At 62.8% G+C, this 23220-nt stretch carries 17 protein-coding genes and 1 pseudogene; 8 read left to right on the top strand and 10 right to left on the bottom strand.

All coding sequences use genetic code 11. The annotated features are described in order from the left end of the window. Nucleotides 1-192 precede the first annotated feature (192 nt). The 4 genes from OCX61_RS17510 to OCX61_RS17525 form a co-directional block, all read right to left on the bottom strand. Nucleotides 193-4629, bottom strand: a complete 4437-nt coding sequence (locus OCX61_RS17510) for an NEL-type E3 ubiquitin ligase domain-containing protein (RefSeq protein WP_261940654.1) — start codon at nucleotides 4627-4629, stop codon at nucleotides 193-195. A gap of 69 nt (nucleotides 4630-4698) precedes the next feature. Further along, a complete protein-coding gene (locus tag OCX61_RS17515; protein WP_261940655.1) occupies nucleotides 4699-9183 on the bottom strand; it encodes an NEL-type E3 ubiquitin ligase domain-containing protein in 4485 nt (1494 codons plus the stop codon). A 78-nt stretch (nucleotides 9184-9261) separates the two neighbouring features. Next, nucleotides 9262-11622: a DNA polymerase II gene (locus OCX61_RS17520; protein WP_261940656.1), complete on the bottom strand. Its 2361-nt coding sequence runs from the start codon at nucleotides 11620-11622 to the stop codon at nucleotides 9262-9264. A gap of 90 nt (nucleotides 11623-11712) precedes the next feature. Beyond that, nucleotides 11713-12633, bottom strand: a complete 921-nt coding sequence (locus tag OCX61_RS17525) for a LysR substrate-binding domain-containing protein (protein WP_261940657.1) — start codon at nucleotides 12631-12633, stop codon at nucleotides 11713-11715. Between the two features lie 161 nt (nucleotides 12634-12794). Here OCX61_RS17525 and OCX61_RS17530 point away from each other — a divergent pair, with 161 nt between their 5' ends. From OCX61_RS17530 to OCX61_RS17560, 7 genes and pseudogenes are all read left to right on the top strand, one after another. Beyond that, the gene (locus tag OCX61_RS17530) at nucleotides 12795-13577 is read left to right on the top strand and encodes a YqcI/YcgG family protein (RefSeq protein WP_261940658.1); all 783 of its coding nucleotides are present in this window, start codon (nucleotides 12795-12797) and stop codon (nucleotides 13575-13577) included. Nucleotides 13578-13579: 2 nt separating this feature from the next. Continuing rightward, complete coding sequence (locus OCX61_RS17535; protein WP_261940659.1) at nucleotides 13580-14209, top strand: LysE family translocator; 630 nt, start codon at nucleotides 13580-13582, stop codon at nucleotides 14207-14209. Between the two features lie 41 nt (nucleotides 14210-14250). Continuing rightward, nucleotides 14251-15345, top strand: coding sequence for a hypothetical protein (locus OCX61_RS17540; RefSeq protein ID WP_261940660.1), 1095 nt, complete (start codon nucleotides 14251-14253; stop codon nucleotides 15343-15345). Nucleotides 15346-15501: 156 nt separating this feature from the next. Continuing rightward, nucleotides 15502-16191, top strand: a complete 690-nt coding sequence (locus tag OCX61_RS17545) for an SEL1-like repeat protein (RefSeq protein ID WP_261940661.1) — start codon at nucleotides 15502-15504, stop codon at nucleotides 16189-16191. Nucleotides 16192-16366: 175 nt separating this feature from the next. After that, entirely contained in the window at nucleotides 16367-17068 is a 702-nt protein-coding gene (locus OCX61_RS17550) for an AzlC family ABC transporter permease (RefSeq protein ID WP_315973258.1), read from the top strand. Further along, nucleotides 17065-17379 (top strand): branched-chain amino acid transport AzlD family protein, encoded by a 315-nt coding sequence (locus OCX61_RS17555; protein WP_254480475.1) that lies wholly within the window; start codon nucleotides 17065-17067, stop codon nucleotides 17377-17379. The genes OCX61_RS17550 and OCX61_RS17555 overlap by 4 nt, the downstream gene beginning before the upstream one ends. Continuing rightward, a pseudogene (locus OCX61_RS17560) lies at nucleotides 17376-18207 on the top strand (helix-turn-helix domain-containing protein). Before OCX61_RS17555 ends, OCX61_RS17560 begins: the two are co-directional and overlap by 4 nt. Before the next feature lie 53 nt (nucleotides 18208-18260). Here OCX61_RS17560 and OCX61_RS17565 read toward each other — a convergent pair. Further along, the gene (locus OCX61_RS17565) at nucleotides 18261-19505 is read right to left on the bottom strand and encodes an MFS transporter (RefSeq protein WP_261940663.1); all 1245 of its coding nucleotides are present in this window, start codon (nucleotides 19503-19505) and stop codon (nucleotides 18261-18263) included. Nucleotides 19506-19688: 183 nt separating this feature from the next. Next, a complete protein-coding gene (locus OCX61_RS17570) occupies nucleotides 19689-19862 on the bottom strand; it encodes a hypothetical protein (RefSeq protein ID WP_261940664.1) in 174 nt (57 codons plus the stop codon). 42 nt (nucleotides 19863-19904) lie between these two features. Between OCX61_RS17570 and OCX61_RS17575 the strand changes: the two genes are divergently transcribed. Further along, nucleotides 19905-20132 (top strand): hypothetical protein, encoded by a 228-nt coding sequence (locus tag OCX61_RS17575; RefSeq protein ID WP_027593874.1) that lies wholly within the window; start codon nucleotides 19905-19907, stop codon nucleotides 20130-20132. A gap of 48 nt (nucleotides 20133-20180) precedes the next feature. Here OCX61_RS17575 and OCX61_RS17580 read toward each other — a convergent pair whose 3' ends face one another. The 4 genes from OCX61_RS17580 to OCX61_RS17595 all read right to left on the bottom strand — a co-directional run bounded on the left by OCX61_RS17580 (nucleotide 20181) and on the right by OCX61_RS17595 (nucleotide 23152). Continuing rightward, a complete protein-coding gene (locus OCX61_RS17580) occupies nucleotides 20181-20669 on the bottom strand; it encodes a copper chaperone PCu(A)C (protein WP_261940665.1) in 489 nt (162 codons plus the stop codon). Then, a complete protein-coding gene (locus tag OCX61_RS17585; protein ID WP_060511040.1) occupies nucleotides 20669-21277 on the bottom strand; it encodes an SCO family protein in 609 nt (202 codons plus the stop codon). Before OCX61_RS17585 ends, OCX61_RS17580 begins: the two co-directional genes overlap by 1 nt. A 197-nt stretch (nucleotides 21278-21474) precedes the next feature. Then, nucleotides 21475-22059 (bottom strand): Fe-S biogenesis protein NfuA, encoded by a 585-nt coding sequence (gene nfuA, locus OCX61_RS17590; protein WP_016393607.1) that lies wholly within the window; start codon nucleotides 22057-22059, stop codon nucleotides 21475-21477. Nucleotides 22060-22117: 58 nt separating this feature from the next. Next, entirely contained in the window at nucleotides 22118-23152 is a 1035-nt protein-coding gene (locus OCX61_RS17595; RefSeq protein WP_261940666.1) for an acyltransferase family protein, read from the bottom strand. Nucleotides 23153-23220 lie beyond the last annotated feature (68 nt).

Raw genomic sequence — 23220 nt, forward strand, 5'->3', positions numbered from 1 at the left:
TAAACCAAAAGACTACGGATCAGGGAGAAAGATCCGACAAAAGCCTAAACCACCTGACGCGCATTGGGGCAGGCGAAAGGTAACTGGCCATTACCGGGAGCCCCAGGCTGATCCTAGCCAAGCGCAGCAGCCAAGGCATATGACCAGAGCATAGTCCAACCCGGCGCTGTGCTGCGCTCGCTTCTGCAGGGTTCATGGTGCCTCCACCCCTTGCAGCGCTTGCCGTGTCAACGCCAGCTTGCGCTCATGCTGATCCACTTCGATCACGGCCTGCAGGGCCTGGATCTCAGCTTCGGAATGCAGGGCCGCCAGCTGTTTGCGGTAATGGTCAGGAACACGCAGAGCCTGTGCGTGAGCCTTCTCCAGATAGCGCTGCCAGAAACGGCACTGCACCATCCACTCTGCCAGGTCGTCGTCGGTCTCCTGCCCTGTCACCCAGGCCGCAGCTTGTGCTGCCCGTCGGGCGTCGACCAGGGCGGAAGCAGGAAAACGCATCATCTGCGTGTTGATCGGCAAATCGAGTTCGTCGCGCAAGTGAATGTTGTAAGCCAGCACCACCTCGATTTCCTCGAGCTCTGGCGATCGTTGTTGCCGGGAGCGAAAGTCGCGCAATGCATAATCATTGAGCCGCGCCAGCCGCCACAGGCGTCTTGCCAGCCTAGCCAGCACCTGAGACTGACTGGCACCGGCCGCCTCGTGCTCGGCGTGCCACACCAAGGCCCTTACCTCCAGTTCACTGAAATGGATGGCGGCGCCGTCGCCACAAGTCTCAATCTGGGCAGCGGCAAACAGCTCGTCGCGCAAGGGGGCGAAGTCAGCCATCTGCTGCATCATTTCCATCACCCGCCGCGCCAGGTCGCTCCCTTGCGCGCCGCTGAAATCGGCGGACTGAGTGAGTTCCTTGAGCAGGCTGAAGAAATGTTCGCATCCGTCCTCATCCTCAAGCGTTGACCAGAGCGAGGCAAACGGTGCACGTTGCTCATGGCCCTGGCGATCCAGCCAGAGCAGGCGGGTCGGCACATTGCCAGGCGCTGGCAACACGCCCCCCATGCCTCTGGCGACCCTGGCTTCGATCAGCCGCTCGCGTTCGGCAGGTGATAGATCATTACCCTCCAGGGTGACCTTGCCACGACGCCAGACCGGCGAGTCGTAAAACCCTTCGGGCAGCTCAGCAAGCCGGTCGCCTTCCATATCGAGCACCTGCAGGTCCTCCAGCTCCATCACACCGATCGGTAACCGCGTGATGCCCGTGTCGCGCAACCTGAGCTCGACCAGATCCCGCATCGCCTGCACCGAGAAGTTGGCACGCAGCGGGTTTCTAGACAGGTTCAGGTAAAGCAGCGACTCGCAGCCGGCTAGCAGCGTGGACTGAGAAGGGTCCAGTTCGATCTGGTTGTCATAGAGGTCCAGCGCCCGTAAGCGGCTGAGTTGCACCAGTTGTGCTGGCAACCGCTGCAAGTTGTTGCCCGACAATTCCAGGGTACAGACATTGGGAAAGGCGCGCAGGAACCCGTCTGGCAGTTCTTTCAGACCCGATTGCTCAAACTGCAGCACCCTGACATGCGGCAAGCTCACCTCGACAGGCAACTCCGGCAACTCGTCCACGTCACGGCCGATCCAGCGCCAGCTGTACCCCTCTTCGTAACGGTTGCGGTAACTCTGCTGAGGCACAATATAGCGCCAGCAGTCGATCAGCCCGCGCCTGAACTCCCGCCGCGCCTGGCGCTGCCTGGCAGTGGGGGCACGATGGGCCCACGCCTTGAGTTGACGATTAAGCACCTGCAGCTGCTGCTCGAGTTCCCCAATCAGTAGTGCAACGTCGCGTCCCGACTCGCGAACATCCTCCAGCCAACGGCGAATCTGAGGCTCGTCGTCGTCGAAATCCGGGTACAGCTCCGCCACCCGTGCTGCCAGCGAGCGCGGCCGGAACGTGAAGGCATCGAACCAGCCTGGGCAGCAACTGAGCGGATACCCGACACACTTGCCGACCCGTTGCGGCGCAACCCACCATGCCGGCTGGCGTGCTACACCGAGCATCGCTGGCATCTGCGCACGCTGCTCGACCGCGCGCTCGGCAAAGGCCTGCCGCAAGCTAGCTGCCAGCGGCTGCGCAAGCCCCAGCGCGTTCCACTGTGCGGCAGGAAGCGCGCGGGCCATGACCTCGAACAAATCACCCGGCTCACCCAGCCCTTGTGCATCGCGAAGTGCGAACTGACCTTGCCGATGGATCAGGTCAATGGGTGTTCCTGAGCCTCGGGTGGTCAGCAGCGGTCCCGGCGCCTGGTCGTCGAACAGCCGCCAAGCAGCCCTATTTGCGCCCTGGTCAATGTTCTCAAACAGGCGCAGCGCAGCGCGCGCCAGGTCAAGGTGCTGCGGGGTATCGATCTGCATTGCCTCGATCACACGTGAGACCCGGGCATGTATCGCACTGGCCCTTGCCAACCTGGCCAGCCCGAGGGTGATGCGGCCGAAGTCCAACAACGCCAGGCGATCGGCATTGGTCGCCGCACGCAGCACAGCATCGGCGCCCAGCACATGCAAACTGGGGAACGCCCGGCGCAGTGTGGCGATGCTCGCAGACTCAGGCAGTTGCAAGTCTTCGTACCATTGCTGCCACAACGCCTGGCGGCTGGCCCAGGCCAGTTCGCCCAGCGCGGGTCCAGACAAGCTTGCCGCACCGGGCAAGGCCCGGGCATAGGCGAGCGCGTCCGAATCCTCGGTCACACGCCCCGCACGCAAATGTTCGATCAGTTGTGCCACGCGCCCGGCCAGGCGCGCGCGCAACACGGCATCGACCAGCGCCGGCTCCGGCGCCCTGCCGTACATGTGCAAGGCGCGCAGATCATCACTCGCCAGCCCCTGATTGGCCAGCACCTGATCGACCTGACGGTCGCTCAACTGACTGAAGGGACTGCCCAGGCGCCGGAACAGGTAACGCGGGTCAGCCCAATGGGAAGGCCGTTCGCACCATAAGCGCCAGGCGCCAGCGCCGTTATGGCGTAACAGGGGGCCGTGCCCCTGCTGTGGTCGTATCTGCCATTGTTCGTCCTCGCTGCGCTGCACGATGCTGTACCAATGCCCGTCCAGTTCCACCAGGTCATGCTCACCCTCGGCATGGATACCCAAGGCATCCGACTCGCTATCCGCGCCGGGCGCCGCGCGCCGGTATGCCTGCAGGTTCTGGTCCCAGAGTTTTTCACTGCCATCTTCCAGTTGCGTCGGCACCAGGCCATCGACAAAGCTGGAGCCCGTCCAGGCCCGCCGCGCAAGACCAATGGCAACCCCGGTGAGCGCGACCAGTGCCACATCCCTGGCGACCTTGGTCAAGTGTTCCAGCGCTGCTTGGCTATCCCCTTCGCGCCAGTCGTCGATACCCTGAAATACCTCGCCCAGCAGCTCCCAGACGGTTACCGCCAGCATCACGCCGCCCAGCGCCGGTACGAACAACCCTGCCAGGCTCCCCAAAGCCCATCCTTGCTGCTTGAACTGCTGGTCGCGTTGCGCCTGCAGGGCTCGGTCCACGTGGGCCGTTGGCGTGACGAGCATCGCCGCATCGTCCTTTATCTGGGCAATACGTGCTGCTGGCAAATGATCGAAAAGCGCCTCGCTGACGCTCAGCAGGTGCCCCGTCAGGCTGCCGCGGGTATAGGCGGCGAAGAATCGCTGCTGATCACGAAGCTTGATGAAGCGGCAGAAGAACTGCTGGTATTGCCGATCCCCGAGGCGCTGCTCCAGCACTTCGCCAACAAAACCTTGCAGGCTCCGGTGGCCGCTCCAGGCGCCATTGCGATCGCCCGGAATGTACACGAGGATTCGCCGTGTGGTATTGCGCAACAAACCCTCGTCAAGCACCTGCAGCACAATGACCTGTTGCACGTCGCAGCCACTGAGCTGCAGTTGCCGATAGCGCACCACCGAACCGTCCAGCTGCTGCAGGCGCGATTCCTTCGCCAAGGTGATGATCAGTTCCAGTTCACGGTCATCCAGCGCCCCGTCGCTTCTTGCCCTGTAGGCATCGACCAGCAGACCCTGGCGCAGCATCTGCGCCAGGGTTGCCCTGAACGCGTCATCCAGCACGGCGTTCAGATGCTGCTGATAAGCCGCGCCCAGGTCCAGCTTGCGGCAGAGCCCCGCAAAGTCAGCCGCCGACCGTTGCCCCAGCTCCTTGCCCAACACATCGAACAGGCCATTGCGCCTGGGCTCACCCTCCCCGGCCGCTTCCTGGGCAGTGAAGTTATTCAACGCAGCCTGATACAGCGGCGTGTCGGTGTAGTCCCGGTCCATCTGCGGCCAGCGCCCGGTGGCCCATGTCGGCTTCTCGGTGAAGTAGTAATACCAGCGGCGCAGGTACAACAGGTCGACATCCACGTCGCGCTCGTATCGGCCCGCCAAGGCTTGGTTCAATGCCCGCTTGACGAAGGCATCGACAGGCTGCAGACCCGCGAGGCGGGTAGCAAGCTGATGTCGATGCACGAGGCAGGCCTTGAGCGCCTGGCTGACGGCATCCAGCTGCACGCTATCCAGCCTGCCCAGCCAGCCAGGCAGGCGCTTGGCGATCAGCTTGTCTTGATATGCCTGCTCCATGGCCAGATGCTGTTCCGCCGTGAGCGCTCGATCAGGTATGCCCATAAATGCCTCCGTCGTTTTCGAAGGCACGAGGTTAGGCGGTTCAAGTGCCTGGCCCAGGCTAGATAACTACTACTCACGCAGCGATGGCTGCGGTACAACCGGCGGTATGAAGACCAGGGGCAGGTTGCGGGAAATGGCTTCGCGAGAAAGCGCTTCCAGCAGGTTACGCTCGCGCTGCTGGATGCGCGCTTGCAGGCGGTCGATCTGCACCTGCCCGGCGTCGCTTGAGAGCAGTGTCTCCAGTTCATCGTACAAGGCTTGCGGCACACGCAGCCGGGCCTGGTACTGTTGCGTCAGGTGCTCGCGCCAGAACTGTTGGGTAAGCAGGTAGTCAACCAATGCATCGCTTGACTGGGCAGACCTGACCAGGCGCTGGGCATTGACCAGGTCGTAGGTTGCAAGGTTGGCCACCCCAGGGTTGAGCATTTCGTCATGTTCGATAGGCAGATCCAGCGTATCTGCCAAGGCCAATCGATAGGCCAGCGCGAACTCGATCGACTCTTCCGGGCGGCCCGCTGCAATGGCATGCATCCCGGCCACCGTATCCAGCGTGTCCAGCCGCCAGCACTGCGCCCCCAGGTGCAGCAACGCGCATTCGCGCTCGCCTGACAATTCGCCGTGCAAAGCCTTCCAGACCCGCACTCGCACTTCCAGGTCACTGAAGCGCAGGGTCGCATTGTCCTGGCAATGCTCGGTCAGCGCATGCTCGTACAACTGTGCCTGCAACGCCGGGCGCTCGGACATATAGGCCAGCATTCTGAACACTCGCAACGCCAGGTAGCGGGCCAGAAACCCGTCCTGAAAATCGGCCGAGGTGGTCAGCCGCTCCAGCAGGTGGAAGAAGTCCCTTGAAGCAGGCTTGCCATCGAGCTTGCCCCAGATGTCGGCCATCCGGTCACGCTGCTCACGGGCAACCAGGTCGAGCCAGCGCAGCTTGAGCGGTACTTCGCCGTCGCCCACTTCATGCCAGGCGTCCGCAGCCAACGCCAGTGGATTGCCGCTAAGCCGCACCCTGGCGCCAAGCCACAGCCTGGAACGGTAGAAGGCGAATGGCAGCGCAGCAATGCGGTTTTCGCCCAGGTCAAGGGTCGTGAGCCGCGCCGCCTGCATCACCCCCACGGGCATCTCGACCAACTGCGTGTTGCACAGCAACAATGTGCGCAGATCAGGCATGCCCTCCAGCGCAAACGCGCGCGCCAGCGGGTTGTGCGAAAGATTGAGGTAGACCAGTGAACCGGCACGCGCCAGCGCGCTATGCAGGGGTTCGTCCATTCGCAACTGGTTGCCCGACAGGTCCAGCACCTTCAAGCGAGCGGCCATGGCCTCAGGCAGCGACAGGCTGCGCAACCGGCAGTTGGTCACGCTCAGTGAACTCAGCGAGGGGAAGGCCCGCAGGAAGCTTTCCGGCACTTCGCGCAGTTGCAAGGTACGCAAGCCGATTTCCGACACATGGGCGAAGCTGACGTCGGGCGGTAGTGCGGGTAACGCGTCCAGGTCGCTGCCGTAGGTGCTGAACATGTAGGCGTGCTCTTCGGCAACCGCACCAAGCTGGCGCGGCACCTGATAGCGCCAGCATTCGAGCAGCCCTTGGGCGAACTCCCTGCGTGCCTTCCAGCGCCAGGTGCGAACGGTGGAAAACTGCCAGGCCCTGAGGCACTGGCGCAAGGCCGTGAGCTGTTGCCGCAGCGCTTGCAACTCGGTAGCCGGGCTTCGTTGCGACGCTCGCATGTCATCGAGCCAGCGCGCGACCGCTTCGTCGTCCAGCCCAGGGTACAGATCACGCAACTCTGCCAGCAGGCTGACGGGGCGCTGCCGTTGCAGCCCGAGGCGGCGGCGCCACTGACTCAGCGGGTAGCCGACCCGACCATCACCCAACTGTTGTGGCATCCGGAAAAAGCCAGGATCACGCCTGATACCGAGCCACTCTGCCAGCTTGTCTTGCTGCCCCGCCAGGCGGCTGGCCAGCGCAGCCCGCAACTGCGAAGCGAATGGCTCCCCCAGCGCCAATACGGCACGCTGTTCGGATGTGCAAGCACTGGCCATGACATCGAACAGGTCTCCGGGCTCCCCCACGTTGGCGCCGCTTTCACCGCTGAGCTGGAACTCGCCGCCTCGATGGCGCAGGCGCCACAACGGCTGCCCGACCGTGGAGCGGCTCACCGGCTCCAGCGCGTCACCGTCGAACAACTGCCAGGCGGGGGCGTCGTCGGCACCCGGTAGTTGCTCTGCCAGCCTGAGCACCACACGGGCCAGGTCCAGGCTCTGCGGGGTGTCGAACAGCAGTGCTTCGTGCACCCGCAGGCAGCGGATGCGCCTGGCCAGTGCGGCCGCCGAGAGTTCCAGATGCGCCTGGCTGGCCCCATTCAACAGTTCCTCGGCGCCCAGGCGATGCAAGCTGGGGAAACTGCGCTGCAGCTCATGGGTATCCGCCGTGACGGGGTATTTTTCGTAGTAAAGCTGCTGCAGGAATGACCGGCGCCGGCGCCATACCTGTGTTGCCAAGGCCTGCGGCGATAGCCCCTCAGCTCCCTCCCAGCGCTGCACGCGTTCAAGCAGTTCAGGGTCAGGTGCAGTACCGCTTTGCAGTTGACTGACCAACGCCTGAATGCGCCTGGCCAGCAATACTCGGCTCACGGAATCGACCAGGCAAGCTTGCGGCGCACGACCACAGACGTGCAAGCCGCGCAACTGATCGGCGTCGATGGCATGAATGGCCACCACCTGATCGATCTGTTCGTCGCTCAGTTGCCCGAAATCGTTACCCAGGCGGCGGAACAGCGCATAGGGGTCGTCCCACTCCAGCGGCGATTCGCACCAGACTCGCCAGGCACCCGCGCCGTTGTGGCGCAACATGGGACCGTGGCCGTCGCGGGGCAGCACTTGCCACTGCCCGTCGTCGAGCTGGCGCACTGCGTAGAAATGACCTTGCATGCGTACCCAGCACTTGTCGCCCAGGCGATAGATGCCCTGTTCATCAGACAGCGCCTGGACCGGGGGGGCGACGCTGCGCAAAGGCACCATGTCGAACTGCCAAAGCAGCTCGCGGCCATCTTCGAGGCGAGCCGTCACCAGGCTGTCGACCAGGTTCCACTCCCGACTCAGCGCACGCACTGCCACGGCGGTGGCGCCGCCCGCAATGACGGTGCCCAGAATGCTCAGCAGATGGTCCTGTGCTGCCCGAACATCGCCCTCGCGCCAGGCCTCCGCGGCATGAAACACATGCTTGAGCATATCCCAGGCGACTGCGGCCAGAACCACGGCATTCACTGCCGGCACGAACAGCCCCGCCAGCCCCGCCACCGTCCACAGGGCCGAGATGAAGCGCGCCTGGCGCGCTTGCTGGACCTCGCGATCGAGCACCTTGACCGGCACGGCGATGAAGGCTGCATCGGCCTTGATCTGTTCGATCCGGGCCTGGGCCAGGTGATCGAACAGCGGCAACGGATAATCGACCATGTGCTGGTCCATGTCCCGCGAAGCGGCCTCGACCACGTCCATCAGTTCAAGACCAACCCTGGCAAAAAACGACGCCTGGTCACGGCGGCGCACGAAGCGGCTGAAAAAACGCTGGTAGGCCTCATCGGCCAGGCGCTTGCCCAGCGTGCGGCGAATGAAGGTATCGAGGTCCATCGCCGCGCTCCATGGGCTGACTGGGTCTGCGGGAACATGCACCAGTACTCGCCGGTTCGCGCCGAACCCGGCGGCGCCGTCGATTTCGAGCACGACGATCTGTTCGAGCGCGCATTGGTAAACCGTCAGCTGACGTGCCCGTACCGGGTAACCGGCGGGCGACCCAGGCCAGTCGCCACGGCACAAGGCAAACACCAGTTCCAGCTCGGTGACCGTCAGCACTCCCTCGGCATGCGCCCGGCAAGCGTCGACCAGCCAGGTCGCCGATTGCTGCTCTTTCAATGATGCGCTCACGGCATGCCCGCTGGCAGTCTGTGCGGCGGGTGCATCGAGAATGGCGGCGAGGTGATCCTGGTAGCGTTGACCGAGGTCCAGTTTGCGGCACCCTCTGGCGAATGCCTGGGCGCTCATCAGCCGCAACGTCGAGCCATCGCGCTCCACCACGCGATCACTGCGCGGCAGGGCCTGCCCGCTGGCTTGCGCTTCGGAGAAGTTGGCCAGGGCTGCATCAAGCAGGGGCGAATCGTGACTGGCTTTTTCCCGCTGCGGCAAATGACCTGTGGCGAATTCGGGTTTGCCGGTGATGGGAAAATAAAAATGTCGGTAGTACAGCGACTCGCAATCGACCGAGGCATACAGGCTCTCGCGCAGGGCCTGCTGCAACAGCGGTTTGCAGTACTGCTGGATGCCCTGAATACGCGCCAGGTCCAGGCTCAGCCGTTGTCGGCAGACCAGGCTGGCCTTCAGTGCCTGCTGCAGCGCCACCATTTGCCCGGCAGTCAGCGCCGGCCCTTGCCTGCCGCTTGCAGAATCCAGCCGGAGCCGGGCAACCCAGCTTGGCAGGCTGCGGGCGATCATGGCGTCCTGAAAGCCTTGTTCCATCGCCAGCCAGCGATCTTCAAGAGGGTCGTTACCTTGTTTCATGTCGCACCTTCACGTCTTATGAAGAGGCAACGCTAATTCCCAGGCTTGCCGGCATGGGTTACATAGCTACCCCGCGGCTCAGAACAACAGCAGCTGGCGATCGGTGAGGGCACTGAAGTCATCACCGACGAAAGGCAGGATGGCATCGGCCACCGGTTGCAGTTGCCGACTCAGGTAGTGCTCATAGTCGATCGGCGCCTGCAGGTTCTCCAGCGGCTCGGGGCCTGCGGTGGTGATCAGGTAGCTGATCCAGCCGCCGCGCTGGTATTGCCGAGGGCGGCCCAGGCGGCCGTTGTAATCATCTGCCAGGCGTGCAGCGCGCACATGCGGCGGGACATTGCGCTGGTAGTCGGCCAAGGGCCGGCGCAGGCGCTTGCGGTACACCAGCAACGCGTCGTGCTCGCCCGCCAACGTCTGGCGCACGTACTCGATGACATATTCACGGTAGGGTTGGCCACGGAAGATCCGCCCGTACAGTTCCTGCTGGAAGCGCTGAGCCAGCGGCGACCAATCGGTGCGCACCGATTCCAGGCCCTTGTAGACCATGTTTTCGCTGCCATCGGCGCGCTGCACCAGGCCGGCATAACGCTTCTTGCTGCCCTCGTCGGTACCGCGGATGGTCGGCATCAGGAAACGCCGGTAATGCACCTCGAACTGCAACTCCAGCGCGCTTTCCAGCTTCAGTGTCGTGCGCAGGTGTTCGCGCCACCACTGGTTGACCTGTGCCACCAGATCACGGCCAATCCGCGCCGCCGCCTCTTCGTCATGGCCGCCCTTGAGCCAGACGAACGTGGAATCGGTGTCCCCATAGATCACCTCATAACCTTGCGCTTCGATCAGCGCCCGGGTCTGGCGCATGATCTGGTGGCCGCGCATGGTGATCGACGAGGCCAGGCGCGGGTCGAAAAAACGGCAACCGCTGGAACCCAGTACCCCGTAGAAGGCATTCATGATGATCTTCAGCGCCTGCGACAGAGGCGCATTGCCCTCGCGCTTGGCCGCCTCCCGGCCCTGCCACACACGCTCGACGATGGCCGGCAGGCAGTGCCGGGTACGCGAGAACCGCCCGCCGCGAAACCCCTCCACGGAATGCTCGTCATCCGGCAGGCGCAAGCCTTCGACCAGGCCCACCGGGTCGATCAGGAAAGTCCGGATGATCGACGGATACAGGCTCTTGTAGTCCAGCACCAGCACCGAGTCGTACAGGCCAGGGCGCGAGTCCATGACAAAACCACCTGGGCTGGCCTCGTCCGGGCGGCTACCGAGGCTAGGCGCGACGAAGCCCAGGCGGTGCATCTGCGGGATGTACAGGTGGCAGAACGCAGCCACCGAGCCACCGCTGCGGTCCACGGCAAGGCCGGTGACCGAGGCGCGCTCCAGGAGGAACTCAAGCAGCCGGGTATGGGCGAAGATACGGGTGACCAGCTCACAGTCCTTGAGGTTGTAGCGCGCCAGGGCCGGCTTGTCCTCGGCGAAGCGGCGGTTGATTTCGTCCATGCGCTGGTACGGCGTATCGATGGCTTTGCCTTCGCCAAGCAAGGTCTGGGCAACGCTTTCCAGGCTGAACGAAGGGAAGCTCCAGGTCGCAGAACGCAGGGCCTCGATGCCGTCGATCAACAGCCGCCCCGGCGCATCGGCGAACACGTGGCCACCGCCGGCCTGGCTGCGCAAGGACATCGGCGCCGCGTTGCGGCCCAGGGCCAGGGGCACCTGCAGCGCCTTGGCATGCTCGTGCAGCAGGCGCAGGTCGAACTGGATCAGGTTCCAGCCGATGATTGCATCCGGGTCGTGCTCGGCCATCCACTGGTTCAGGCACAGCAACAACTCGGCGCGGTCAGCACAATAATGCAGGTCGAAATCCAGCTCATCGGCCGCGCCATTGGCCGGCCCGAGCATGTATACCTGGCGCTGGCCACAGCCTTCCAGGGCGATGCTGTACAACTCGCCGCGCTCGCTGGTCTCGATGTCCAGCGAGGCCAGGCGCAGCGCAGGGCGGTATCCCGGCGAGGGCTTGAGCTGAGCATCGCAATACACGCCCTGGGCATCCGGCTGGCCGGTGAACTGCACCGGCGCAGTGATGAAGCGCTCCATCAGGTAGCGCTCGGGTGGGCGTATATCGGCTTCGAACACGTCGATCCCGGCTGCACGCAGGCGCTGTTCCAGTTGCATCAACTGACGGTGCTGACGGGTGTACAGGCCAAGCATCGGCCGCTGGTCGAAGTCCTTCAGGCGCAGCGGCTTGAGTTGCACCCCCTGCTCCCTGGCCAACAGCACACGGGCGTGCTCGGCCTGCGCCTGGGGGATGAACGCCACCGACTCCTGCGCAGCCAGGCGCAACAACCTTGGCCCGGCATCGGTTGCCAGCCAGAACTCCACGCAGGTGCCTTCGGGCGTGTCATGCCAATGCCGGGTCAGGACAAAGCCCTGTTGCAACTCCACTGCGTGGTCCTCGCCTCGTCTGCACGGTTGATGGCGACGATTCTACGCCAGCGCGCCGTCGGTACGAAGCCGACGTGCCGGACCAGGGTTTCAGCCGTACAGGTAGTTGATGTCCTTGTAGGCCAGCGGCGGCACCTGGGCGAGCAGAAAATCGCGCAGCTTGTGCATCTGCCGTGCTTTCGGGCTGCTCTTGAGCCAGGTCATGTAGTACCCGTCACCGGTCGACACCGCGTGCTTGAAGGGGGTCACCAGGCGTCCGGCGCCGAGGTCGGCACTGGCCAGCACCAGGTCGACCACCGAAATACCCAGCCCCTGCTGAGCTGCCGAGATGCCCTGGTCAAGGGTGTCGAACACCTGGCCCTGGTCGATGCTGATGTCCAGTGCATCCATGCGTGCCAGCCAGCGCCGCCAGTCGCGGCGGTCGGGTGACGGGTGCAGGAACTCACACTGGCGCAGGTCGGCCAGCGCCGGTTGCGCTTGGGTCATGTAGTCAGGGTGGCACACCGGGATCAGCCATTCATCGAACAGCTTGATGCTCTCGACATCGGCCGGGAAACGGCCATTGGCCAGGAGGATGGCGCAATCGTAGGGCTCGGAGTAGAAGTCCACCGAGTCGATGTCCATCCACACGCTCGACAGCTGCACGCTGCAGTTGTCTTCGAGCTTCTTGAAGCCGTCCAGCGCCCGCAGCAGCCAGCGCACGGTCAGCGTCGAAGGGGCTTTCAGACGCAACCCATAGCGGTCCTGGCGCAGCAGCGCACAAGCGTTCTCGATGATCTTGAAACCGACCTTCAGTTCTTGGGCCAACAGCCGCCCATGCTCGGTGAGGCTCAACTTGGGACCACGGCGCTCGAACAGGTCGCAGCCGAACATGGATTCGAGCGTCTTGATGTGATGGCTGACCGCGCCCTGGGTCAAAGCCAGCTCTTCGGCGGCCCGGGTGAACGAGCCGTAGCGCGAGGCCACCTCGAAGGCACGCAGGGCGTGCAATGCTTGAATCCGTTCCGACATGATGCCCTCGAAGCATGAGTGAGACTAATAGTAGGTCATAGTTCCACGCGTTTTACAACGTGAAGAGCGTCTCAGAAAATGCAGGTAAATAACAAAGATAAGTATCCAACCTGCCTGCATAAGAGTGGAACGCTCTCTTACTTAAATCTCCTGGGGAAATCATGTTTACGGTTTATGGAAACTGCTATCGCCTGGATGCGCTAGAGCTGGCCGATGAACATGTACGGAACACTCAGCACTGGACGCACCAAACCATACAGCATTTTCGCAGCGTGCTCGCCAACCCCGACTTTCCGTGCCTGTTCGGCCGCAAAGCAGTAGCTGGCGCATCCTGCCACATCCTCTTCGCCCGTGCCGAGCAACTGGCCGATGATATCGCCCAGGGCCTGGCGGAGTACGTGCGCACCATCACCCCCGTGCCTATCAAGCAGCGCATCGGCAGCCCGCTGGTGGTGTTTCTCGAAACGGCCATCGACACCAGCCTGGCCGAGCAACAGGCGCTGGCCTGGAAGGTACTGCGTGGGGTCCACGCCCGTGACCCGCATCCGTGGCCACAGGCGATCCCCACCGACCCGCACGACAACGCCTGGTCGTTCTGCTATGCCGGCATGCCGCTGTTCATCAACATGAACTTCCCCGGCCACCAGCAGATGAAAAGCCGCAACCTGGGCCCGCATATCACCTTCGTCATCAACCCGCGGGAGAACTTCGACGAAGTGGCCAACGCCAGCACCGAAAGCGGGCAACGCATTCGTGCCCGCATTCGAGATCGGGTGCGCCACTACAACGACGGGGTCATGCCCGAAACCCTGGGCTTCTTTGGCCAGGACGACAATTTTGAATGGAAGCAGTACCAACTGCAGGAAGCAGGCTCGCTCAATCCGTCGCGCTGCCCCTTTCATGCCCACGCCCATGCGACACCCGACACTCTGATCGAGAACTGACCGTGAATACCGCACTGACCCTGACTTACGCACTCACCGTCCTGCTGTTGATCGCCACCCCTGGCCCGGTGGTGGCGCTGATCGTCAACACCGCCGCGGCCTCCGGCTCGCGCAAGGCCATGTTTACCGCCGTTGGCACCAACTGGGCCTCACTGGTACTGATCGGCGCCGCCGCCTGGGTCATCCTCACCAGTGCCGCCATCGACAAGGCCTGGCTCAGCGGCATGAGCCTGCTGGGCTGCCTGTTCATCGGCTACATCGCCGTGGGCACCCTGCGCGAGTGCCTGCAGGCGCCTGCCGCCGACGAGGCCGATGTACAACCGGCCAAAGCCGGGCGCGGTGGGTTGTGGCAAGGCTTCATGGTGGGCATTTCCAACCCGAAGGACATCATCTTCTTCATCGCCTTCTTCCCGCAGTTCATCCAGATCACCGAATCGTTCGGCAAGAGCATGGTGGTGCTGTCGCTGTTGTGGGTGCTGATCGATTTTGCCGTGCTCAGCCTGTACATCTTCGCCATTGGCAAGATCACCTCGCAACGCAGCAACCGCCTGATCTCCCTGGCCTCGGGGGTCGTCCTGCTGCTGATCGCCGCCGGTGGCCTGGCCTATAACCTCAAGGAGCTGGCGGGCTGAACGCCCTGCGCCGCCGCAACGCCAGCCAGGAAGGAGCGCCCATGACACCGTCCGCAGCCGCCACGCACGTCCCGGGCCTCACTTCGCCACTGCATCAGGACTACCAGCGTTTTCTGCTGCTGGGCAACCGCCGCGCACCGCACACCCTGCATGTGCACGAGAGCGGCTACCGCTCCGGCACCATCAACACCGATGCCCTTGGCCTGCGCTACAGCCATTGCGCAGGCAAGCGCTTCTCCGCCGCCGAACGCGGCGGTGCACCGCGCATCAACCTGCTGGTCGGCGGCTCCACCGCCCTGGGTATCGGCGCAAGCTCCGATGAACATACGGTGGCCTCGCACCTGTCGATGCTGACCGGTGAAGTCTGGCTGAGCCTGGCCGGCTGCGGGCTCAACGCCAGCCAGGAACTGCTGTTGTTCCTGACCCACCAGCACCGCTTCGGCGAAGTCGGCCATGTGGTGCTGCTCAGCGGCCTGAACACCTTGGCCCATGAGGCCCTCGGCGAAGTCCTCGCCGGCCCGCACGGACCACAACAGGCCAAGGCTCTCCAGGCCTACCTGAACAGTTTCAACGAGGGCATGCCGCCTGTTGGGCCGGCTCGCCGGGCGACGCTGTGGCAACGCCTGGGCCAGGCACTGGCACCGCGGCGCAATGAACCGGCCCCCAGCTGGCCGCTGTCCGCCCCGGAAAAACGCCTGGCGCGAGCCGCCGACAGCATCGGCCGCACCTTGCGCCAATGGGACCGCATGCTGGCTGACAGCCACGCCACCCTGACCTTCATCCTTCAGCCCCTGCTGCCCTGGTGCCGAGAAACCCTGCCGACAGGTGAACAGGCGATGCTGACCGCCCTGCAACAGCAACCGGCGAATTTTGATCGCCTGCTTGAGGGCACATTCGACAGCCAGCTGCATACAGCCTTCTTCCGCCGCATCAAGAGCCAGGCAGACCCGGTGCCCTGCTACGACATGAACAGCATGCTCAGCAGTTCGCCGGTATTCGGCGCCGATCTCTTCGTCGACCGCCTGCACCTGAACGACTTGGGCAACAATGCCCTGGCCAAGGTGATCACTGCCAAACTGGGGCTGGCCCAGGAACGACACGCACTGCGCAAGGTCACACCGATCAAGCTGGTCTGACAGCCGACCGTCGGGGTTTCGATTTCAGCCCGCGCTTGGCTAGAATACCCCGTCGTTCCGATTCGCCCGAGGCGTACGCGCAGTTGTGATCAATCATCAAGCCGCTCACCCTGACCTGGCAGCCTGCTGGCCCCGTTTGTTACCCGGGGCACGCCTGTGAGCCGCGCCGCCCTGGCGCCGGCGCTGCTCATCGCGCTGTCGCCGGTTACCGCAAACGCGCTCGAAGTTCGCATCGACCCACACGCCGACCTGCTTTACCGCCAGGCGCTGCCGCTGCTGGAGCAGGCCGAAAACCAGGACGACAACGGCACCCTGCGCATCGCCATCGGCGTTGACCCGGAGCTCAACCGCCAGGGCCGGGCGATGGCACAGACCCTGCCGACGGCAGTGGCGTTGCTGAAAAAGTCGGTGGAGCTTGGCCACCCGGTGGCGCAGTATCGCCTGGCGCTGTACTACACCACTTACCTGCCTGCAGCACAGATCGCCGATGCCGCCTGCCCGCTGCTGGAAGCCAGCCTGAAACAAGGCTTTGCACCACCGGCAACAGTGATTGCCAGCTGGTGCGCCCCCTACAACACCAGCCCGGCCTACCGCGAAGCCCTCGAAGCGATCCCGAGCATGGCCACCTTGTACGCACCTTATTACCCGCAGCCGGCCGCACGCCTGGCCTGCAGCCGCAGCCACCCGCAGGGGCTGCAGATGCAGTGGGGGCGCCAGCGCGACTACCAGGCCGAGGTCTACCGGCTGCTCAGTGAGCTGGATCCACAACATCGCCAGGCACTGCTGCAGAAAGCCGTGGACATCAATGGCTGCGTGGCGGCGCAGCAGCGGCTGACCAGGCGATAATTGCCTGTACCGGCCCTTCGCGGCTGAAGCCGCTGCTGCAGGTCAACGCTTTCCCTGTAGGTGCGGCTTCAGCCGCGAAGGGCCAGTGCAGGCAGCAAACAAGCAAGATCGTTCAAGCCACCCGCCCCACGGCTCTGTCATGCTGCCCTACCTCGCAAAATGTGTCGCAGCCATCATGCCCAGCAGTCCCTCCATCGCCCGCCAAGCTTTCCTGCACGGCGCCATCGCCATCCTGCCGCTGTCCCTGGCCGTCGCCCCCTGGGGCCTGCTCGCCGGTTCCATGGCCATCGAGGCCAATCTCAGCGCCTGGCAAGGCCAGGGCCTGTCGGCGATCGTCTTCGCTGGCGCCGCGCAACTGGTGGCCATCGGCATGCTCAAGGGCGGTGCCAACCTGCTGTCGATCCTGCTCACTACCCTGCTGCTGACGTCCCAGCACCTGCTCTATGGCCTGTCCATGCGCCCGGTGCTGTCGAACCAGCCGTTGCGTTGGCGGCTGGGCCTGGGTTTCCTGCTCACCGATGAATTTTTCGCCCTCACCAGCCACTACGACCAGCAGCAGTTCAACCGCTGGTATGCACTCGGCGTGGGCCTGACCTTCTACGTCGCCTGGAACCTGTTCACCCTGGCCGGCATCGTGCTGGGCCAGAACATTCCGCACCTCGACCAGCTAGGCCTGGACTTCTCCATCGTCGCCACCTTCGTCGCACTGATCGCGCCACTGGTGCGCAACCTCGCCACCGTGGTGTGCGTGGCCGTGTCGCTGTTCTGCTCAGTGCTGTTCAGCTACTGGCACTGGGAAACCGCGCTGGTAGCCGCCGGCCTGCTGGGCATGGCGGCCGGCTTCGTCTGCCAGAAATTCACCGGAGGCCGCCCATGACCTGGCTACTGATCTTCGCCATGGGCGCCGTAGTCTTCCTCAACCGCTACGCCTTCCTGGAGCCACGCCTGCCCCTGCGCCTGAGCTCCAACGCCCGGCAGTTCCTCGGCTTCGCCGTGCCCGGCATGCTCACCGCAATCTGTGGGCCGATCATCTTCCTGCCCGGCCACCAGCTCGACCTGAGCCCGCTTAACCCTTACCTGCTTGGCGCGCTGGTGGCCGTGGCGCTGGTGCTGTTGACCCGCAGCGTGTTGCTGAGCATGCTGGTGAGCATGTTGATCTTCTTCCTGCTGCGCAGCTGGCTGGCATGAGCACGCCCCTGCGCGAACAGACCCACCTCTGGCAGGCGCCGGCCCTCGGCGACGTCGAGATGCTGCATGCGCGCTACTTCCAGCAGCGCTTCGCCCCCCCATGTGCATGAAGGCTACGTGTTCACCGTGATCGAGTCGGGCGCGCAGCGCTTCTGGCACCGTGGCAGCGAGCACCTGGCGCCGGTCGGCAGCATGGTGCTGATCAACCCGGACGAGCTGCACACCGGCGCCACCGCCCACGAAGCCGGCTGGCGTTACCGAGGGTTCTATCCGGAGCATGAACGGGTCACCGGCGTGCTGGACGAGCTCGAGCTGAGCCGCCACGGCATGCCGCGCTTCAATGACAGCGTGATCCAGGACCCGGCCCTGGCGCAGGCCTTCAGCCAGTTGCACCAGCTGTCGGAAGCCGGTGCCAGCGCCTTGGAGCAACAGACCGCCTGGCGCCAGGCGGTACTGGCCCTGGTGCAGCGCCACGGCCATTGCCCCGAACCCACGGCCCCTGGCAACGAACCGCTGGCGGTGGCGCGTGCGCGGGAACTGCTGGAAAGCCAGTTGGCGGACCCGCCGTCACTGGAGGCCCTGGCCGCTGCGGTCAACCTGTCGCCCTTCCACTTCGCCCGCGTGTTCCGCCAGGCCACCGGCCTGCCACCGCACGCCTGGCTCAAGCAACGGCGCCTGGCGCGGGCAAGGGAGTTTCTGAAAAGCGGATTGGCGGCCTCCGACGTGGCGTTCACCCTGGGGTTTGCCGATCAGAGCCACTTGAGCCGGCAGTTCAAGCAGGCTTATGGCGTGACGCCTGGGGCCTATCGGCAGGCTTGCACGCAGTAGATTCAGATTACCTTAGCTATAAGAATTCAGGCGCTTCAAACCCTGTGCCACTCTCAACTCGGGCGCTTTGCACTGCTTTTTTCGATAGCTTCACGAGCACGTCCAGCCAAGGCCCAGGGCATGGGTGTAATGAAGAGCATGAGCGTCATCCATATTAAAGTGGCAGGCCCCGCAATCACGAAGACTAGGCTGGCAACCAGCCCCGAAACCGCGTCCCCCATAACCGCGCTGAAGTAGTAGAGAGAAAAATTCCTGCCGACCTCATGATCATTCGACAGGCATTGAACGTTAGTGACAATGGCGATGTCGACAAATGCACCGATGAATCCGACCACAAAAAGAATCAACAGGAAAAGCCAACTATTGAACTGAAGCGCCACAGCTGCCGTAAAAAATAGCGCGCCGTACAAAACCCAGTACCGCAGCACCAACTGTGAAGTAGTGCATTTATTGAATCGAATATAAAGTACACCACCCAGTACGGTGCCAGCTGCAAGCAGTGCAAACACATAGCCAACCGCAGCTTCGGAATCGAACTGCTCCAGCACAGATGCAGGAAGCACGAAGCGAAGCACGGCAGTTGCGAACATTGCGCAGACCGTGGTGCAGCTGATGACGGCAAACAATGGTGCATTAAAGGTCTTGAGCTTCCGCACATTGCAAACCGCATCACGGATCATGGCCCCTCCATGAAAGGTTTGCCGCGCACATGGCTCAGAGGCCTTGAATCCGGCGATACAGAACGCTGAAAAGCTCAGGCAACCGGTGAAGAAGAGAAACGTAGCCTCTCGGGACAAAAATAGTACAAACAGTGAGAAGATCAGTGGCCCTATTATTGATGCTGCATCTTCAATAACCTGAAGACCACTATTGATCGACGCGAGGCTTTCTTTTTCGACAAACTCGGGAAAGAAAGCACGAAAAGTCGGCGCATGAAGGCAGTCGAGCGCCGTTATGATCATCGCCAAACCTATTACCAGCGGTAAGTAGTAAGTGGACACGCCATATGCGCTATACACGGCAAAGAACACAAGCCCCACGATACTCTTCGCCAAGTCTGCCGCCAACAAGGTGCACTTTTTTTCGCCATTATCTGCCAACCAGCCACCCAGAGGCGAAAATACCACACTCGGAATGTAGCGAAAGAAATAAGAAACACCTATCAATAATAGATCAGCATCGGCCAACGTTACGACTGCTACAGCAAAAGCAGTTTCAAACGCAAATTCGCCGCATTTTGAAAAGCCGTGCGCCAACGCGAGAGCACGCGTTTCGCGATTTAGGTTAAGCCCATACATTTCAGCACGCCTCCAGTCCTTGCTGCTGCAGGAACAACATTCAGACGCTGAAACCTATGACTTTCACACTTAAAACTCAAAGAGCAAGCTGTAACAAGATACTCAAAAAATCAGCAAAATTAATTTTATATGACGACTTTTCCTACACAACACACAGCTGACCCTTGACCTCAAATGCTTGAGTCAGAGAAGCAGCAGGATGACTATACCGCCTAATTTCAACGCCACACCGTCAAAAACGGAAACAGCATTAAACATTTCTTTTAATTTTGTCGAAATATAACGAGCCTTACCTTCAAGTCCGTATCCCCAGGCAACGCTCAGATTGCTCGACTCAAAGCTCAGAGAGGTATGCAAAACCCTCTGCTACACTGACAGAGCTGAACGGAGGATCCTGCCATGTCCGAAAGAGAGCTCACCACCCTGATATCGCTGATGAACCAGCGCCAAGCCTGCCTGAGCAGTGCCTGCAAGGAAATTGCCGACTGGATCGACCGCCAGGGCGATGTGCCCGCTGCGGGCAAGATCCGCGCCAGCCTCAAGGCGCTGGAGGCCGATGAGGCCCAGGTCCGCAAGACCCTGACCTCGCTGACCCTCGACAGGCCGCTGCCACGCTTCCGTAGCTGAAGCGCTCAGCACAATGAAAAAGGGCCGCTGATGCGGCCCTTTCGTTTGTCAGTGATTCATGTGCATGTGATCATGCCCGGCGCCGGCCTCGGCGTTGAGCGGGCGTACTTCTGCCTGCACCTCGACGGTTTCCTTGGCGCCCTTGGCATCTTCGATGGTCAGGGTCAGCGGGACCTTCTCGCCCTCCTTCACCTGCTGGGTCAGGCCCATCAGCATCACGTGGTAACCATTGGGGTCCAGGCTCACCGGCTTGCCGGCTGGCAGTGCCACGGCCTTGACTTCCTTCATGCCCATCACGTCGCCGTTCATGGTCATCTCGTGCACCTGCACGGTCTTGGCCACCGGCGAAGCCACGCCGACCAGCGTGCTGTCGCTGCTGGCGGTAAGGGTCATGAAGGCGCCGGTGGACGGCTGGTGCGGCACGCTGGCGCGTACCCAGGCGTCGCTCACGGTGGTCTGCGCCAGGGCTGGCAGGGCCAGGCCCAGCAAAGCGATGGCGGCCAGGCCGCGCTTGATCGGTTGCAGTGATACTGCCATTAGCAAATCTCCATCAGGGTTGCCAGGTCTTCAGCGCATTCCTTGGCATTCAGCGAATGGCCCAGGCTCAGGCGCAGGGTGCCACGTGTATCGTAGACGTAGCTGGTGGACGAGTGAGAGATGGTGTAGGTGTCACCGGCCGGAACCTTCTCGTAGAACACCTTGAACTCCTTGGCCACCGCGGCGATTTCTTCCGGGGTGCCAGTCAGGGCGGTGAACGACGGGTCGAAGGCCTTGACGTAGGCATCGAGCACTTCCGGGGTGTCGCGCTCCGGGTCCAGGGTGATGAACACCACCTGGAAGATCTCGCGGTCGCGGCCCCTGAGCAGCTTCTTGATCTGAGCCGCACGCGCCAGGGTGGTCGGGCAGACAGCCGGGCACTGGGTGAAACCGAAGAAGATCATCGGCATGCTGCCGTAGAAGCTCGACAAGGTGCGGACATTGCCCTGAGGGTCCTTGAGGCTGAACTTGCGCCCAAGGATTTCGTTGCTCATGTTCTTGCCGTACTTGAACTCGAGCCCCCGGGCCGGGTTGCAGCCTGCCAGCAGGCCGAGCCCGAGAACGCCCATCCCGGCGACAACCGCGCGCCGGGTAAACTGATCATTCATGAAACCATCCTTTAAAGGGAAGGTGCCGACCCTCGGGACGGGCCGGCCGAAAAACCGGGGCATTCTGGCATGACACCCGGTGGGCTTCTACCCGACCAAGGCGGTGATGGCCCGCAGCCCTTTGAATACGGGCTGCGGCCTGTTGTCGCAGGGGTTGAAACCGTAACACTTTGTTGCTAGGCCTTGACCTCGAAAGATCAGTAGTAGGCGTTCTCTTTCTGGCTGTGGTCAGTCACGTCACGCACGCCCTTGAGCTCCGGAATGCGTTCGAGCAAGGTGCGCTCGATGCCTTCCTTGAGGGTCACGTCGGCCTGGCCGCAACCCTGGCAGCCGCCACCGAACTGCAGCACGGCAATGCCGTCGTCGACCACGTCCACCAGGCTCACCTGGCCGCCGTGGCTGGCCAGCCCCGGGTTGATCTCGGTCTGCAGGTAGTAGTTGATACGCTCGTTGATCGGGCTGTCTTCGTTGACCATCGGCACCTTGGCGTTCGGCGCCTTGATGGTCAGCTGGCCGCCCATGCGATCGGTGGCATAGTCGACCAGCGCGTCTTCCAGGAACGGCACGCTGACTGCGTCGAGGTAGGCGGTGAAGCTCTTCAGGCCGACGGGTTCGTCGTCGGGCTTCTCTTCGCCCGGCTTGCAGTAGGCGATGCAGGTCTCGGCGTACTGGGTGCCCGGCTGGGTGATGAAAATACGGATGCCAATGCCAGGCGTATTCTGCTTGGAGAGCAGATCGGCCAGGTAATCATGGGCGGCGTCAGTAATGGTTATAGCGCTCATGGAAGTTCCTCACAGACTTGCGGCCAAGTGTACGCCAACCTGGCCTTTGAACAAAGTCCTAGTAATTGACTCGGGAAAGCGCAAATGCCGGCGTTTGCTCCCGCGGCGCCGCCAGCCAGGCCTGCATCCGCCGGTACAGGCCGCGCTCCAGCCACTGATAGCTGAACCACGACATTAGTCCAATGGACGGCACGCATACGGCGAACACCAGGTACGGGTTAAGGAGCAGGCGCTGGCTGGCGAACCAGCCGGCGTACAGCACCAGCACGTGGATCAGGTACACCGAGTAGGAACAGTCGCCCAGCGCCTTGAGCAGGTGGTTGCCCTTGAAGTACGGCTCCAGGGCGATGAACGCCAGCACGATCATGGCACTCGGTACGCCCCAGTGCAGCAGGCGTTGCGAAGCGTCCAGGTGATAGATCGCATAGCCTGCCACGCCCAGCACCGCCAGCGGCAGCCACAGGCCTTCGCGGATCAGGCCGCGGCGATGCATCACGCCCAGGCCGATGCCCAGCAGGAATTCGTAGATGATGTCGTTGTTGTAGAAGCGGCTGAGCACGCCCATGCGGCCCAGCACCTCGCTGACCAGCAGCAATGCAGCGGTCACCAGCAGCAGGTGGTGGCGCTGGCGCACCAGAAAAGCCAGCCCGAACAACAGGTAGAAGAACATCTCGAAGTTCAGCGTCCAGCCCACGTTCAGGGTCGGGTACAAGCCGTAACCACCGGGGTTTTCCGCAGGGATGAACAGCAGCGACAGCAGCAGGTGCTGCCAGTTGAAGGCCTGATGCGGCATCCACTGGCTGAACGCCAGCAACAGCCCAGCCATCAGTGCGGTGTAGAACCAGTAGGCCGGGACGATGCGCAGGGCGCGGTTGAGCAGGAACTGACGCGGTTCGATGGGTTTGTCGCGGGTCGACAGGTAGATCACCAGCCCGCTGATGACGAAGAAGATGTCGACACCCACGGCGCCGCGGTCGGTGAGCAGTTGGCCGATGGGGCCGGTGGCATGGAAGTCGAAGAAGATCTGCATGAAATGGTGGCAGACCACCACCCAGGCGGCGAACGCCCGCAGTGCCTGAAGCGAATACAGCATGGAATACCCTGCGATTGCCGGTGCATTGAGGCCCGCATCGAGTGCCCAGGCGAGCGCTGCGCGCTCGT

The organism is Pseudomonas sp. LRP2-20, from assembly GCF_024349685.1.
GTDB lineage: Bacteria > Pseudomonadota > Gammaproteobacteria > Pseudomonadales > Pseudomonadaceae > Aquipseudomonas.